The sequence below is a fragment of the Streptomyces sp. NPDC057963 genome (genome assembly GCF_042887155.1).
In the GTDB taxonomy this organism is placed as follows: domain Bacteria; phylum Actinomycetota; class Actinomycetes; order Streptomycetales; family Streptomycetaceae; genus Streptomyces.
In genome coordinates this window covers 120,673-134,805 of sequence record NZ_JBHVPX010000001.1, presented here as the reverse complement: position 1 = coordinate 134,805, position 14,133 = coordinate 120,673, and the positions used below count along the sequence as shown (strand labels likewise).

The window sequence follows — 14,133 nt, the reverse complement described above, 5'->3', positions numbered from 1 at the left end:
GGCCACCGCGACCCGGCCCTCGGCGAGGTCTGTGACCGTAATCACCGCCCAGGTGGGATCTGCGATTTAGGGTCCTGTCGAGCGCGGGGATAACCTGCGAGATGGACATGCCGCGTACCCCGGGTCACCCTGTGCGCCTTCCTAGTGACAGAGCAGTCACATTGCCCCTCGCGGCACGCCCACGCAGAAAACGAACCGCGAGACCATTGATTAAGGGACGGACGCGCGTGGACCTGTTCGAGTACCAGGCGAGGGACCTCTTCGCCAAGCACGGTGTACCGGTGCTGGCCGGTGAAGTCATCGACACGCCTGAGGCAGCCCGCGAGGCGACCGAGCGGCTGGGCGGCAAGTCGGTCGTCAAGGCGCAGGTGAAGGTCGGCGGCCGCGGCAAGGCCGGCGGCGTCAAGCTGGCCGCCACCCCCGACGAGGCGGTCGCCCGCGCGACCGACATCCTCGGCATGGACATCAAGGGCCACACGGTCCACAAGGTGATGATCGCCGAGACCGCGCCGGAGATTCTTGAGGAGTACTACGTCTCGTACCTCCTCGACCGCACCAACCGCACCTTCCTGGCCATGGCCTCGGTGCAGGGCGGCATGGACATCGAGGAGGTCGCGGAGAAGACCCCCGAGGCCCTCGCGAAGGTCCCGGTCGACTCCAACACCGGAGTCACGATCGAGAAGGCCCGCGAGATCGTGGCCCAGGCGAAGTTCCCGGCCGAGGTGGCCGAGAAGGTCGCCGAGGTCATGGTGACGCTGTGGGACACCTTCGTCGCCGAGGACGCGCTCCTCGTCGAGGTCAACCCGCTCGCCAAGGTCGCCTCCGGTGACGTCCTGGCGCTGGACGGCAAGGTGTCTCTCGACGAGAACGCCGACTTCCGTCAGCCCGAGCACGAGGCGCTTGAGGACAAGGCCGCGGCCAACCCGCTCGAGGCCGCCGCCAAGGCCAAGAACCTCAACTACGTCAAGCTCGACGGCGAGGTCGGCATCATCGGTAACGGTGCCGGTCTGGTCATGTCGACGCTGGACGTCGTCGCGTACGCCGGTGAGAACCACGGCAACGTGAAGCCCGCCAACTTCCTCGACATCGGTGGCGGTGCCTCCGCCGAGGTCATGGCGAACGGCCTGGAGATCATCCTCGGCGACCCGGACGTCAAGTCCGTCTTCGTCAACGTCTTCGGTGGCATCACCGCGTGCGACGAGGTCGCCAACGGCATCGTCCAGGCGCTTGCGCTGCTCAAGTCCAAGGGCGAGGAAGTCACCAAGCCGCTGGTCGTGCGCCTCGACGGCAACAACGCGGAGCTGGGTCGCAAGATCCTTTCCGACGCCAACCACCCGCTCGTTCAGCGCGTGGACACCATGGACGGCGCGGCCGACAAGGCCGCCGAGCTCGCCGCGGCTGCGAAGTAAAGGACGAGGGACTCCAACACCATGGCAATCTTCCTCACCAAGGACAGCAAGGTCATCGTCCAGGGGATGACCGGTGCCACCGGCATGAAGCACACCAAGCTCATGCTCGCCGACGGCACCAACATCGTCGGCGGCGTGAACCCGCGCAAGGCCGGCACGTCCGTCGACTTCGACGGCACCGAGGTTCCCGTGTTCGGGACCGTCGCCGAGGCGATGGAGAAGACCGGCGCGAACGTGTCGGTTCTCTTCGTGCCGCCGGCCTTCGCCAAGGCCGCGGTCGTCGAGGCGATCGACGCCGAGATCCCCCTCGCCGTCGTGATCACCGAGGGCATCGCCGTCCACGACTCCGCCGCCTTCTGGGCGTACGCGGGCTCGAAGGGCAACAAGACCCGGATCATCGGCCCGAACTGCCCCGGCCTGATCACCCCCGGTCAGTCCAACGCCGGCATCATCCCGGGCGACATCACCAAGCCCGGCCGCATCGGTCTCGTGTCCAAGTCCGGCACGCTGACCTACCAGATGATGTACGAGCTCCGTGACATCGGCTTCTCCTCCGCCGTCGGCATCGGTGGCGACCCGGTCATCGGTACGACGCACATCGACGCCCTCGCGGCGTTCGAGGCCGACCCCGAGACCGACCTGATCGTGATGATCGGCGAGATCGGCGGCGACGCCGAGGAGCGTGCGGCCGACTTCATCGCGAAGAACGTCACCAAGCCGGTCGTCGGTTACGTCGCGGGCTTCACCGCCCCCGAGGGCAAGACCATGGGCCACGCCGGCGCCATCGTCTCCGGCTCCTCCGGCACCGCGCAGGCGAAGAAGGAGGCCCTGGAGGCCGCCGGCGTCAAGGTCGGCAAGACGCCGACCGAGACCGCCAAGCTGGCGCGCGAGATCCTCGGCGCCTGATCGCCTGATCGCTTCACCGCGTCGGAGCAGCACCGCAGTATCGCGTCACCGCACAGACGGCGCGGGCCCGTACCCCGGTCAGGGGTACGGGCCCGCGCCGTCTCTCGCCGCGCCTCGCCGCACGGCGATTCCGTCTCTCGCCGCGCGGCCGTGGCTCAGGCCGCGTTTCCGGCTGTGTGCTCGGCCGTGGCGCCGTCCGGGGGCTGTCCGTCGGTGGGCCCTCGTTCGAGTCCAGCCGGTCCCCGTACGTGTTCAGCCGGGCTCGGGGAGCAGCCGGGCCGGGCCCTGTACGAGCTCGCCGTGCAGCTGCCTCTGCAGGTTCAGGTCCTGAGGCGTCAGTTTCTGCGGGCCGCCTCGTGGCGGCACCCCCTCGACCTGCCGAGCGGGTGACTCCGGGGTCTCGTAGCGCGTCGGAGCCGTCGCCAGGGTGAACAGCGTCAGCCCGATGAGCAGCAGCGTGAAGGAGATGACGGTCCTCGTCCACAGCTGCGCCCTGCGCTCGCTGTCCGTCCGGACAGCGTCGGGCGAGGGGAGCGAGGCGGGAGTCTGGGCCCCGGCCAGCGCGCCGAGCTGTTGATGCAGGAGCGCCGACTGTTCCGCGGGGGACGACGGTTCCGCCAGCTCGGGCAGCCGCTCGGCGACTGCGGCACGTGCGTTCATCAGCCGGCTCGCCGCCGCCGGAGTGCTGGCCTCCGTCTCCGCCGCGGTCTCCGGCAGGTCCAGGCCGACACCGTCGTAGAGCAGCAGGGTGCGACGGTACGAGGGCGGCAGGTCGAGCAGCGCGCCGAGCAGGGCGCGCGCACCGGGTTCAGCGGGGGGCGGGTCGAGCCGGCGGTGCGTGCGGCGCAGCCGGTGCCAGGGGGACATCGCGTACTCGTACGCGGCGGCCCGCACCCAGCCCACCGGATCCCGGTCCACCGCGACCTCGGGCCAGCGCTCCCAGGCCCGCGCGAAGGCCCGCACGACGGATTCGTGGGAGAGGCCCCGGCGCCCGGTCAGCAGGAACGTCTGGCGGAAAAGGGGGGCGGCGTAGTGCTTGTACAAGGCATCGAAGGCCGCGACCGCCGCCTCGGCTGTTGCTTCGGCTGAGGCTTCGGCAGCTGCTGCCTCTGTCGCTTCCGGTGCTTCCGGTGTCTTCGGTGACCCGGGTGACTTCCGTGACTTCCGTGACTCCCGTGACTTCCGTGACTCCGGTGCCAGGGTTGCTTCACGGGCATCAGGTGCTTCACGTGCGCCGGATGCGCCGGGCAGATCTGGCGTGGTGCCGGGCTCGGTCGGGGCCATGGCGGTGCTCCCGGTGGCTTCGACGGGGGTCGGCGTACGGGGCGGAGTACGGGTCGGAGTACGGGACGGCGGTTTCGTGGACGTCACCGGCTTGGACCACCTCGCGACCGTCGTCGTCGGCGTCGCCGGGCGGGCCGCCCGCTTGGCGGCGGCCTTGGGCCGCGTGTTCGGGGCGGTGGACTTGGTCCGGACGTGCGGAGGCGTGGCCTGCGGGTCCGTCCGGCTGCCGCTGATGAGCGTGGCATACACCTCGCCCTGTCGCCCCCGGGGCGTGGCGCGGCCCGTCTCCCAGGACCGGACTGTGGCCGGGGTGACGCCCACCGCCATCGCGACCTGCTCTTCACTCAGCGACTTCGCCTCACGCAGCCTGCGCCGCTCCGTGGGGGAGGGGAGCGGAAGGGCGGCGGCCGCATCGGTCGAACTCTGCGTCATGAACGAACCCCCCTGGACCTGCGCTGAGCAAAAAAGTACATAAACGCATTTTGGGCGACACAACGGCTGTTCGCCCGTTACACGGAATAAGTGCGTGTCGTTGGGAGCATGGCGGTGTGACCCAAGTGACCGAAGGCACCCCTTCGTTGTCGGCAGAGCGGGCCAGGTCCGCCGGGCTGGCGTTCACCTTCCTGCGCGGGGCTCTCGCGGCCGGACTGGGGCTGAGTGCGCTCACCGTGCTGGTGATGGTGCTGTGGATCAGCTCTCCGGCCTCCGACAACGGCCCCGGCGGGGCCCTCCATACGGCGGCCGGGCTCTGGCTGCTCGCCCATGGCGCCGAGCTGATCAGGACCGACACGCTCGGCGGAACGCCCGCCCCGGTCGGCCTCGTTCCGCTGCTGCCCACCGTCCTGCCGGTGTGGCTGGTGCACCGCGCGGCCCGGGACGCGCTGGAGGCGCACGAGGGGCGTTCGGCGCCCTCGGCGGCGAGTGCGTTCGCCCTGGTCACCGGCGGATATCTGCTGGTCGGTGGCGCCGTCGCGCTCTACGCGCGGGGCGGTTCGCCGTCCGTGCAGATTCCGTCGCTGCTCTTCCCCGCGGTCTTTGTGGTGGCGGCCGCGGCGGGGGCCGGGGTCTGGACGGCATCCGGGCGCCCGATCGGGCCGCCGCCGTCCTGGGCGCCGGTGCGCCTGCACGAGGAGCTGGCGCGTTCCCGGTTCAGGGAGCGCGCCGACACGGCCTGCCGGTCGGCCGCGGCCGGTGTGGCGGCGCTGCTCGGCGGCGGGGCGCTGCTCGTCGCGGTGGGGCTGGTGTGGCACGCGTCGGCGGCGCAGCAGTCGTTCGTCCACCTCTCGGGCGGCTGGGCGGGCCGGGTCTCGGTGCTGCTGCTCGCGCTGGTGCTGGTGCCGAACGCGGCGGTGTGGGGTGCCGCGTACGGAATGGGGCCGGGTTTCGCGCTCGGTACGGCGTCCACGGCCACCCCGCTCGCGTTCTCGGGGCGTCCGGCACTGCCCGTCTTCCCGTTGCTCGCCGCGGTCCCGGACCAGGGTCCGGGGACGGTCCTGAACTGGGCGGCCGCGGCGGTGCCGGTCGGGGCCGGGGTAATGGTCGCCTGGTTCACGGTACGGCGGGCCGCGCCCGCCGACGCCGGACGGGACGGGGCGTGGAGCCCGCGGGAGACCGCGTTGACGGCCGGGCTGGGGGCGCTGGGGTGCGGGGTGGGTACGGCGGTGCTGGCCGCCGCCGCGGGAGGACCGCTCGGCACCCGGGCGTTGGCGGAGTTCGGACCGTCGTGGTGGCTGACCGGTGCGGCGGCCCTGGCGTGGACGGCGCTGCTCGGTGTTCCCGGAGCGCTCCTGGTGCGGGCCTGGCGGCTGCGGGGCGGCGACCGGGGCCCGGCACGGGAGACGGCGGAGACGGCAGGGGCACCCGCGGTCCGGGCACTCGGGGAGGCCCCCGAGCAGGTGCCGCAGGAACCGGGGGGCGGCGGCCGGAGGTGGTGGACGCGGTCCGGGCGCCGGGACGCAGGAGAGCGGACCGAGCCGGTGCCCGCGTCCGGATCGATGCACGTATCCGGAACGGCGTCCCCATCCGGAACCGTGCCCGTATCCGGAACGATGCCCGTGCCGGGAACGGTGCCCGCCTCCGGACGCGCCTACGGGCCCCGGGTATCGGCCACGGCGAGCGGTGCCGGGGCGGCGTCCGCGACGGGCGGTGCGGGCAGTGAGGGCGGGGACGCGGAGCCGTACGACTTCCTGCCGGCCGAACCCTGGCACGAACCGACGGCGGCCCGGCCTCCCGAGGAGGCCGGGCCGTTTGGCAGTGCGTGAGGTGTCAGCTCTTGACGCCGAAGAAGGGTTCCAGCGGCTTCGGCAGCAGGTCGTTGCAGGCCAGCTGACCGGACTTGGTCAGGGCGTCGTTCACACAGGTGTAGTAGTCGCGGTAGACCAGTTGCACCGTGAACGTCGTGGCGACGATCGAGAGCGCGAGCAGAGCCGTCACCAACCCGCTGACCGCGGCGGTGGTCTGCTGCCTGCCGTAGCCCGGGGCGGGAGCGCCGGGCGCGCCTCCGGGCCCGGTCGCGGGCCCGGGGACATGACCGGAACCGGAACCCTGAAGGGGGCCGGGAGCCGGCGTACCGGACACCGCGCCCGCTCCGGGGACCCGGGCGGCGGCGCCCGGTGCGGACGCGTCCCTCGGCTTCGCCCGGAGCGAGCTGATCGACCAGTACACGGCGAGTGCGCCGAGCAGCAGGGCGATCTCCGGGAAGTCGAAGAGCGCGAAGAAGAAGGCCCACATGCCGCAGAGCAGCGCGTAGCGGGCACGGCGCTGGGCGGGATCGGTCGGATCCCAGCGCAGTCCGCCCCGGTTGCCCTCGGGGCCGCCCTGGCTGTTCGGCCCGCCCTGGCCTCCGGGACGGCCACCGAAGCCGCCGCCCTGGCGGCCGGGCTGCCGGCTGCTCCACTGGCCGCCCCAGACCGGCCGGTCGCCGGAGGAATCGCCTTCGGGCGACCCGTCGCCGTTGCCCCGGCCCCCGTGCCCCTGGCCGTCCTTGCCGTTGCCGTTTCCGGTGTTCGAGGGGTGGCGGGGCTGCCAGGGCTGGTCGGGCCGGTTCTCGGGCGGCGGGGCGAACGGGTTGTCGTCGGAAGGCGAACCCGAAGGAGAGGAGCCGGAGGAAGCACCGGAGGAGCCGGAAGAACCGGGGGAGCCGGAAGAAGAAGGGCCCGTGGGGGACTGGCGCTCTCGCAGCAGCAGCGAGGTCCGCTCGGGCAGCGGGTGGCGGAAGGCGGTGCGGCGGCGTCGGTCCGGCATATGGTGAACGTCTTCCCCATCTCGTCATTTCCGCCCTGCGGACGGTTCCCTGTCCCCTGACGCTACCTCCCGGCCAGGAGGGGCCGAAAGCTGGGAGCGGCTGCGCCGTGCGGCCGAGGACCGCTCTCCGGACACTCCCACGCCCTCCCCCGGCCGGTCCCATGGCCGATCAGCCGCCGATCAGAGGGCAAACCAGAGGCCGGACCGAGGCCGATCAGCCGCCGAAAGGAGGCCGATCATCACACTGCTCGCAGTCGATCCGGAGTCGGGCCGGGGCCTCTCACCCCCGTCCCGTGGGGGTCTTCCGAGGTGCCGGTATCGTTGCTGACGGTCGGCTCGTTCGTAGAGTTCCCCGTATCGAGGGGCTCGATTCTTTCGTACGACCATACAAATCAGCGTCGCTCTGCTTCACCACGCGAGAAAGGGCCCAGCCGTGGCCTCCCCGCCCCCCGCCGCCACGCCGACCCGACTGGTCGTCCTGGTCTCCGGCTCCGGTACGAACCTTCAAGCCCTGCTCGACGCCATCGGTGACGACCCCGAGGGCTTCGGCGCCCAGGTCGTCGCGGTCGGCGCCGACCGCTCCGGCATCGTCGGCCTGGACCGGGCGGAGCGCGCCGGGCTGCCGACCTTCGTGTGCAGGGTCAAGGACTACGCCGACCGCGACGAGTGGGACGCGGCACTCGCGGCCGCGACGGCCGAGCACCGCCCGGACCTCGTGGTGTCCGCGGGGTTCATGAAGATCGTGGGCAAGGAGTTCCTCGCCCGGTTCGGTGGCCGGTTCATCAACACCCACCCCGCCCTGCTTCCCAGCTTTCCCGGTGCCCATGGGGTGCGTGACGCCCTCGCGTACGGCGTGAAGGTCACCGGGTGCACCGTCCACTTCGTCGACGACGGCGTCGACACCGGTCCGATCATCGCGCAGGGCGTGGTCGAGGTGGCCGAAGAGGACACGACGGAGGGCGAAGCCGCTCTCCACGAACGCATCAAGGAAGTCGAGCGCAAGCTGCTCGTCGAGGCCGTGGGGCGACTCGCCCGTGACGGCTATCGCATTGAGGGACGAAAGGTTCATCTCGGTCATGTCGGTGAATAAGCCCATCCGCCGCGCCCTGGTCAGTGTCTACGACAAGACGGGGCTCGAAGACCTCGCCCGCGGTCTGCACGAGGCGGGTGTCGAGCTCGTCTCCACCGGCTCCACCGCAGGACGGATCGCCGCCGCCGGAGTGCCGGTCACCAAGGTCGAGGAGCTCACCGGCTTCCCCGAGTGCCTCGACGGCCGCGTGAAGACGCTGCACCCGCGCGTCCACGCCGGCATCCTCGCGGACCTGCGCCTGGACGCGCACCGCGAGCAGCTCGCCGAGCTGGGCGTGGAGCCGTTCGACCTGGTGGTCGTGAACCTCTACCCGTTCAAGGAGACCGTCGCCTCCGGCGCGTCCGCCGACGAGTGCGTGGAGCAGATCGACATCGGCGGCCCGTCCATGGTGCGCGCCGCCGCCAAGAACCACCCGTCCGTGGCCGTCGTCACCAGCCCCGCGCGGTACGCCGACGTCCTCGCCGCGGTCAAGGCGGGCGGCTTCGACCTGACGGCCCGCAAGCGTCTGGCCGCCGAGGCGTTCCAGCACACCGCCGCGTACGACGTGGCCGTGGCCTCCTGGTTCGCGGACGATTACGCCGCCGCCGACGACTCGGGCTTCCCCGACTTCTTCGGTGCCACGTACGACCGCAAGAACGTCCTGCGGTACGGCGAGAACCCGCACCAGCCCGCCGCGCTCTACACCTCCGGCGCCGGTGGCCTGGCCGAGGCGGAGCAGCTGCACGGCAAGGAGATGTCGTACAACAACTACACGGACACCGACGCCGCGCGCCGGGCCGCGTACGACCACGCCGAGCCGTGCGTCGCGATCATCAAGCACGCCAACCCGTGCGGTATCGCGATCGCCGAGGACGTCGCCGAGGCGCACCGCAACGCGCACGCCTGCGACCCGCTGTCGGCCTTCGGCGGTGTCATCGCCGTCAACCGTCCGGTGACCGTCGCCCTGGCCGAGCAGGTCGCGGAGATCTTCACCGAGGTCATCGTCGCCCCGGCGTACGAGGACGGCGCGGTCGAGGTCCTGGCCCGCAAGAAGAACATCCGCGTGCTGCGCTGTCCCGACGCGCCGACCGCCCCGGTCGAGGTCAAGCCGATCGACGGCGGCGCGCTGCTCCAGGTCACCGACCGCCTCCAGGCCGACGGTGACGACCCGGCCAACTGGACCCTCGCCACCGGTGAGGCCCTCTCCGAGGACGAGCTGAAGGAGCTCGCCTTCGCGTGGAAGGCCTGCCGCGCGGTCAAGTCCAACGCGATCCTGCTCGCCAAGGGCGGCGCCTCGGTCGGCGTCGGCATGGGCCAGGTCAACCGGGTCGACTCCGCGAAGCTGGCCGTCGAGCGGGCGGGCGAGGAGCGGGCGCGGGGCGCGTACGCCGCCTCGGACGCGTTCTTCCCGTTCCCGGACGGGCTGGAGATCCTGACCGCGGCCGGCGTCAAGGCCGTGGCCCAGCCGGGCGGTTCGGTCCGCGACGAACTGGTCGTGGAGGCCGCGAAGAAGGCGGGCGTGACCATGTACTTCACCGGTACGCGGCACTTCTTCCACTGACGTCGGGCCACTGACATCCGGCCCGGAAAGGCCGAAGGCCGTAAACCCGCGAGCGTGCGGGTTTACGGCCTTCTTCGTTCCCGTGGGGAACGTGCAGGCTGAACGTCTCAGAACTGCGGCTGCTGCTGCCGGTTGAACCAGGCGTTGCCGTCGGCCCTCGCGACGAAGACGATGATCAGCACGGCGAGAACCGTGTGCACGAGGCCGAAGAAGACGAACGGGTAGATGCCGAGAATCGCGGTGATCGCGCCGAAGACGATCGCCGCGATGCGGATGCCGTTGGTCCCCTTGCCGAACTTCACAGCCAGGAACACGGCGAAGGCACCCCACAGCACCGCGAAGACCACGATGCCCCACAGGGCGTTGCCGGAGTAGTCGGCAAGCTGCTGGAACTGGACGTCGTCCTTGAGCGTCGCGTCGTTCTTGGCGGCGCTCACGGCCGCGGCGCCGAGCGCGAAGATGACCGCGCCGATGACCTGCAGGCCGGTGATCACGTAGAGCATGACGCGGGCCGCCTTCACGCCGCCCGGCATCTCGGTGGGTACGCCGGGGAAGCCGTATCCGCCCTGCACGGGCGGAGCCGCGGGGTAGCCGCCCTGCTGCGGCACGCCCTGCGGGGACTGCTGCGGGTAGCCGTACCCCGGCTGCCCGCCCTGCTGCTGGCCGTAGGGGTTGTTCGGGTCGCCGAAGCTCATGGCGAAATTCCTCCGTTGTAAAAAGTGCGGGGACGACGCGGTCCGGGCGGAGGAAACATGCGCAATGAGTACGGTCTGTCCCCCCGACACTGTCCGCGGTACTGCGCGGCTCATCGTGGTCTTGACATCGGCTTTTTGTCCAGTCGATAGCCGAATGCGTTGTGCAAGCGCAATCTGCCGGCCACCACCGGCACCCGGAATTGGTATGCGGGCGGGGTCATCCGCGAGTATGGAGACATGACTGCCCAGATTCTCGATGGCAAGGCCACCGCAGCCGCGATCAAGTCCGATCTCACCGTCCGCGTGGCGGCCCTCAAGGCGCAGGGCATCACCCCTGGCCTGGGAACCCTGCTGGTCGGGGACGACCCGGGCAGCCGGTGGTACGTGAACGGCAAGCACCGTGACTGCGCGCAGGTCGGCATCGGCTCCATCCAGCGCGAGCTCCCCGACACCGCCACCCAGGAGGAGATCGAGGACGTCGTACGGGAGCTCAACGCCAACCCCGAGTGCACGGGCTACATCGTGCAGCTTCCCCTCCCCAAGGGGATCGACACCAACCGCGTCCTGGAACTGATGGATCCGGCCAAGGACGCCGACGGCCTCCACCCGATGAACCTCGGCCGGCTCGTGCTCAACGAGGCGGGCCCGCTGCCCTGCACCCCGCAGGGTGTCGTCCAGTTGCTGCGCCACCACGACGTGGAGATCAACGGCGCGCATGTCGTGGTCGTCGGCCGCGGTGTCACGATCGGCCGCTCGATCCCGCTGCTGCTGACCCGCAAGTCCGAGAACGCCACGGTCACCCAGTGCCACACCGGTACGCGTGACCTCTCCGCCCAGCTCAAGCAGGCCGACATCATCGTCGCCGCCGCCGGAGTCCCGCACATCATCAAGCCCGAGGACGTGAAGCCGGGCGCGGCCGTGCTCGATGTCGGCGTCAGCCGGGACGAGAACGGCAAGATCGTCGGGGATGTCCACCCGGGCGTGGCGGAGGTCGCCGCCTGGATCTCCCCGAACCCGGGCGGCGTCGGCCCGATGACCCGCGCCCAGCTGCTCGTCAACGTGGTTGAGGCGGCCGAGCGCAACGCGGCCGACGCCGTCTGAGCCGGCTGCCCCGATCCGGAAGGAACCCCATGGGTGCTGGTAGGAGTCCGGCCGACCCGGCTGCCGAGGCGGACCGGACGTCTCCGGTGCCGTCAGGCGCGGACGCGGGCGTGGACGCGGAGACGGAGACAGGGGCAGGTGCGGGCGTGTCCGGTACGGGTGCCGACGCGGGTGCCGGTTCCGGTGCCGCTGCCGACGCGGCGGACGCGCCGGCGCCGGTCCACGGCGAGGCGGAAGCCGGTTCCGGTGCCGACGTGACGGATGAGGCCGCGGCGGTTCGTGGTGAGGCAGAAGCAGAAGCAGAAGCAGAAGCAGAAGCGGAAGTGAAAGCGGAAGCGGGGGCCGATGACGGCGCGGTCGCCGGCGCCGGTGTCGTGGACGCAGGTTCCGGCGGCGCCCCGGCAGACGCTCCGGCCGCCCGCTCGTCGCGGAGGTTTCCGTCGTTCACCCGGGACACCGCTCGGCCCGAGGGCGGTGGCCGGGCCGCCTCCGGGGACGCGCCCGCCCCGGCTCGGCAGTGGCCGCTGCTCGCCGTGCTCTGCACGGCCGGGATCGGGCTGCTGATCGTGGCCACCGACCCGTTCGCCGAGGCATTCAGGATCGGCACGATGCTGATCGGCGTGGCCCTCATCGGGGGCGCGGTGCTGCGGCTCGTCGTCCCGTCGGTGGGCATGCTGGCGGTCCGCTCCCGCTTCACCGACCTGGTGACGTACGGGCTGCTCGGCTTCCTCATCGTGATGCTCGCGCTGGTGGCGCAGCCCAAGCCGTGGCTGGACATTCCGTTCCTGGAGGACGCGGTCCACTTCACGATCCGCTGAGCCGCGTGCGGCTGCACCGCGCGCGGACGGTGTCCGTCCCCTCCCCCGAGGAGGGACGGACACCTGAGGACGGGCTCACCGGAACGCGGCCGCTCCGGAATGTGGCGACATGGGCGGCCTTGCCTCCGTCCTGCGTTCAGCCTTGTGGACGGCGAGGGCCGGTACAAGGGAACCCTGGGGCCTGTGGCACGGAAGTGACCATTCCGCCACGGTGTGATCGTCGCGCAACGGTGTGATCGGCCCGCGACGGCGCAATCACCGTGCAACGGTGGCGCCTTGAGTCCGCGCGGTGGCGCCGGGGGCGCGCGTGGAGGGGTGCGAGGACCCGAACACCCCCGTGCACCCCGGCTCCAGAACATTCGTCCGGCGCTCGTGCGGGCGCCTGGGCGGTCCGAAACGGAATCCGAAACAGAATCCGAAACGGAATATGGACCGGAATCCGGGCCGGAATCCGGACCGAATGCGGAATGGAGAACCGGATCCGGGCAAGAGGGGGGGCGGTGCCTCGTCGGAAGGTGCTGACGGACGAACTCGACCCGCAGGCAGGGGAGTTCGCCGGTCGGCCGCGGGGGCTGGGCATCCGGCGACGACGAGGACGCCCTCACCACCGACCGCGTCGCGAACGCCCCACCACGGGCCGTTGCGAGGACGCCCCACCGCCGGGCGGCCGTCTCCCAAGCGGTCGGCAGCGGGTCGGCAGCGGGGCGACAACGGGTCGGCAGCGGACCGATACGGCCGTGTGAGCGCTGTGTGACGAGTTGTGTGCGGTGCCACAGGGGGCCGGGCCGACCGGAGGTTCCGGGTCGGATAGCCTGATCGCTGGATATCTCTTCACATCAAGATTCAGAGATGTCCAGCACCAGGGGCCAGGAGCCCCCACCGCCAGCTGTCTAACGGAGATCGCCATGACCCGCACTCCCGTGAATGTCACCGTGACCGGCGCAGCCGGCCAGATCGGCTACGCGCTGCTCTTCCGCATCGCCTCCGGCCACCTGCTCGGCCCGGACGTGCCGGTCAACCTGCGTCTCCTGGAGATCCCGCAGGGTCTCAAGGCTGCCGAAGGCACCGCGATGGAGCTCGACGACTGCGCCTTCCCGCTGCTGCGCAACATTGAGATCACCGACGACGCCAATGTCGGTTTCGCCGGTGCCAACGTCGCCCTGCTGGTGGGTGCCCGCCCGCGCACGAAGGGCATGGAGCGCGGCGACCTGCTCTCCGCCAACGGCGGCATCTTCAAGCCGCAGGGCAAGGCCATCAACGACAACGCCGCGGACGACATCAAGGTCCTCGTCGTCGGCAACCCGGCCAACACCAACGCGCTCATCGCGCAGGCCGCCGCCCCGGACGTACCGGCCGAGCGCTTCACCGCGATGACCCGCCTCGACCACAACCGCGCGATTTCGCAGCTGGCCGCCAAGACCGGTGCCGCCGTCTCCGAGATCAAGAAGCTGACGATCTGGGGCAACCACTCGGCGACCCAGTACCCGGACATCTTCCACGCGGAGGTCGCCGGCAAGAACGCCGCCGAGCTCGTCGACGACGAGGCGTGGCTGGCCGACACCTTCATCCCGACCGTCGCCAAGCGCGGCGCCGCGATCATCGAGGCCCGTGGCGCGTCCTCGGCCGCCTCCGCCGCCAACGCCGCCATCGACCACGTCCACACCTGGGTCAACGGCACCGCCGCCGGTGACTGGACGTCCATGGGTATCCCGTCGGACGGCTCCTACGGTGTGCCCGAGGGCATCATCTCGTCCTTCCCGGTCACCACGGAGAACGGTACGTACAAGATCGTCCAGGGCCTGGACATCAACGAGTTCTCCCGTACGCGCATCGACGCGTCGGTGCAGGAGCTCATCGAGGAGCGCGACGCGGTCCGCGAGCTCGGTCTGATCTGATCCGCACGCCGATCTGATCCGCCCGCCCTCCGGGGCGCACCCCTCCGCCCCCGGCAGCAGTCGCTGCCGGGGGCGGAGGGGTTCTTCGTGCCGGTACGCGGCCGTGACCGGGGGCTGCCGACAGGGCGCGTATGCGCTCTCCGGCCGGACCT

The 14,133-nt window shown here is 71.1% G+C and carries 11 protein-coding genes; 8 read left to right on the top strand and 3 right to left on the bottom strand.

Going from position 1 to position 14,133, the window contains the following annotated elements; genetic code table 11:
• Nucleotides 1–227: 227 nt before the first annotated feature.
• Both sucC and sucD read left to right on the top strand, forming a co-directional pair.
• Nucleotides 228–1,409, top strand: coding sequence for an ADP-forming succinate--CoA ligase subunit beta (sucC, locus tag ACFVT1_RS00595; RefSeq protein ID WP_266358625.1), 1,182 nt, complete (start codon nt 228–230; stop codon nt 1,407–1,409).
• 21 nt (nt 1,410–1,430) lie between these two features.
• Entirely contained in the window at nt 1,431–2,315 is an 885-nt protein-coding gene (gene sucD / locus ACFVT1_RS00590) for a succinate--CoA ligase subunit alpha (RefSeq protein ID WP_362207996.1), read from the top strand.
• Between the two features lie 252 nt (nt 2,316–2,567).
• Here the strand turns inward: sucD and ACFVT1_RS00585 are convergent, their stop codons facing one another.
• Nucleotides 2,568–4,031 (bottom strand): helix-turn-helix domain-containing protein, encoded by a 1,464-nt coding sequence (locus tag ACFVT1_RS00585; protein ID WP_389791233.1) that lies wholly within the window; start codon nt 4,029–4,031, stop codon nt 2,568–2,570.
• A gap of 125 nt (nt 4,032–4,156) precedes the next feature.
• On the opposite strand from ACFVT1_RS00585, the gene ACFVT1_RS00580 reads away from it, so the two are divergent.
• On the top strand, nt 4,157–5,860 hold the full coding sequence (locus ACFVT1_RS00580; protein ID WP_389792199.1) for a DUF6350 family protein: 1,704 nt from the start codon (nt 4,157–4,159) through the stop codon (nt 5,858–5,860).
• A gap of 4 nt (nt 5,861–5,864) precedes the next feature.
• Here the strand turns inward: ACFVT1_RS00580 and ACFVT1_RS00575 are convergent, their stop codons facing one another.
• Nucleotides 5,865–6,842, bottom strand: coding sequence for a hypothetical protein (locus ACFVT1_RS00575; RefSeq protein WP_389791231.1), 978 nt, complete (start codon nt 6,840–6,842; stop codon nt 5,865–5,867).
• A gap of 433 nt (nt 6,843–7,275) precedes the next feature.
• Here ACFVT1_RS00575 and purN point away from each other — a divergent pair, with 433 nt between their 5' ends.
• Nucleotides 7,276–7,932, top strand: coding sequence for a phosphoribosylglycinamide formyltransferase (gene purN, locus ACFVT1_RS00570; RefSeq protein WP_389791229.1), 657 nt, complete (start codon nt 7,276–7,278; stop codon nt 7,930–7,932).
• Entirely contained in the window at nt 7,919–9,472 is a 1,554-nt protein-coding gene (gene purH, locus ACFVT1_RS00565; RefSeq protein ID WP_389791227.1) for a bifunctional phosphoribosylaminoimidazolecarboxamide formyltransferase/IMP cyclohydrolase, read from the top strand. The genes purN and purH overlap by 14 nt, the downstream gene beginning before the upstream one ends.
• 107 nt (nt 9,473–9,579) lie before the next feature.
• Here purH and ACFVT1_RS00560 read toward each other — a convergent pair whose 3' ends face one another.
• Nucleotides 9,580–10,167, bottom strand: coding sequence for a hypothetical protein (locus ACFVT1_RS00560; protein WP_389791225.1), 588 nt, complete (start codon nt 10,165–10,167; stop codon nt 9,580–9,582).
• 237 nt (nt 10,168–10,404) lie between these two features.
• Here ACFVT1_RS00560 and ACFVT1_RS00555 point away from each other — a divergent pair, with 237 nt between their 5' ends.
• The 3 genes from ACFVT1_RS00555 to ACFVT1_RS00545 all read left to right on the top strand — a co-directional run bounded on the left by ACFVT1_RS00555 (nt 10,405) and on the right by ACFVT1_RS00545 (nt 13,981).
• Entirely contained in the window at nt 10,405–11,268 is an 864-nt protein-coding gene (locus ACFVT1_RS00555) for a bifunctional methylenetetrahydrofolate dehydrogenase/methenyltetrahydrofolate cyclohydrolase (RefSeq protein WP_351202770.1), read from the top strand.
• Between the two features lie 29 nt (nt 11,269–11,297).
• Nucleotides 11,298–12,086: a DUF3017 domain-containing protein gene (locus tag ACFVT1_RS00550; protein ID WP_389791223.1), complete on the top strand. Its 789-nt coding sequence runs from the start codon at nt 11,298–11,300 to the stop codon at nt 12,084–12,086.
• Between the two features lie 905 nt (nt 12,087–12,991).
• A complete protein-coding gene (locus ACFVT1_RS00545; protein WP_389791221.1) occupies nt 12,992–13,981 on the top strand; it encodes a malate dehydrogenase in 990 nt (329 codons plus the stop codon).
• Nucleotides 13,982–14,133: the final 152 nt, after the last annotated feature.

Bases quoted from the DNA above. Each gene is read 5' to 3' on its own strand.
- ACFVT1_RS00560 (WP_389791225.1), bottom strand. From the start codon at position 10,167: ATGAGCTTCGGCGACCCGAACAACCCCTACGGCCAGCAGCAGGGCGGG.
- ACFVT1_RS00555 (WP_351202770.1), top strand. From the start codon at position 10,405: ATGACTGCCCAGATTCTCGATGGCAAGGCCACCGCAGCCGCGATCAAG.
- purH (WP_389791227.1), top strand. From the start codon at position 7,919: ATGTCGGTGAATAAGCCCATCCGCCGCGCCCTGGTCAGTGTCTACGAC.
- ACFVT1_RS00575 (WP_389791231.1), bottom strand. From the start codon at position 6,842: ATGCCGGACCGACGCCGCCGCACCGCCTTCCGCCACCCGCTGCCCGAG.
- ACFVT1_RS00585 (WP_389791233.1), bottom strand. From the start codon at position 4,031: ATGACGCAGAGTTCGACCGATGCGGCCGCCGCCCTTCCGCTCCCCTCC.
- ACFVT1_RS00550 (WP_389791223.1), top strand. From the start codon at position 11,298: ATGGGTGCTGGTAGGAGTCCGGCCGACCCGGCTGCCGAGGCGGACCGG.
- ACFVT1_RS00545 (WP_389791221.1), top strand. From the start codon at position 12,992: ATGACCCGCACTCCCGTGAATGTCACCGTGACCGGCGCAGCCGGCCAG.
- sucD (WP_362207996.1), top strand. From the start codon at position 1,431: ATGGCAATCTTCCTCACCAAGGACAGCAAGGTCATCGTCCAGGGGATG.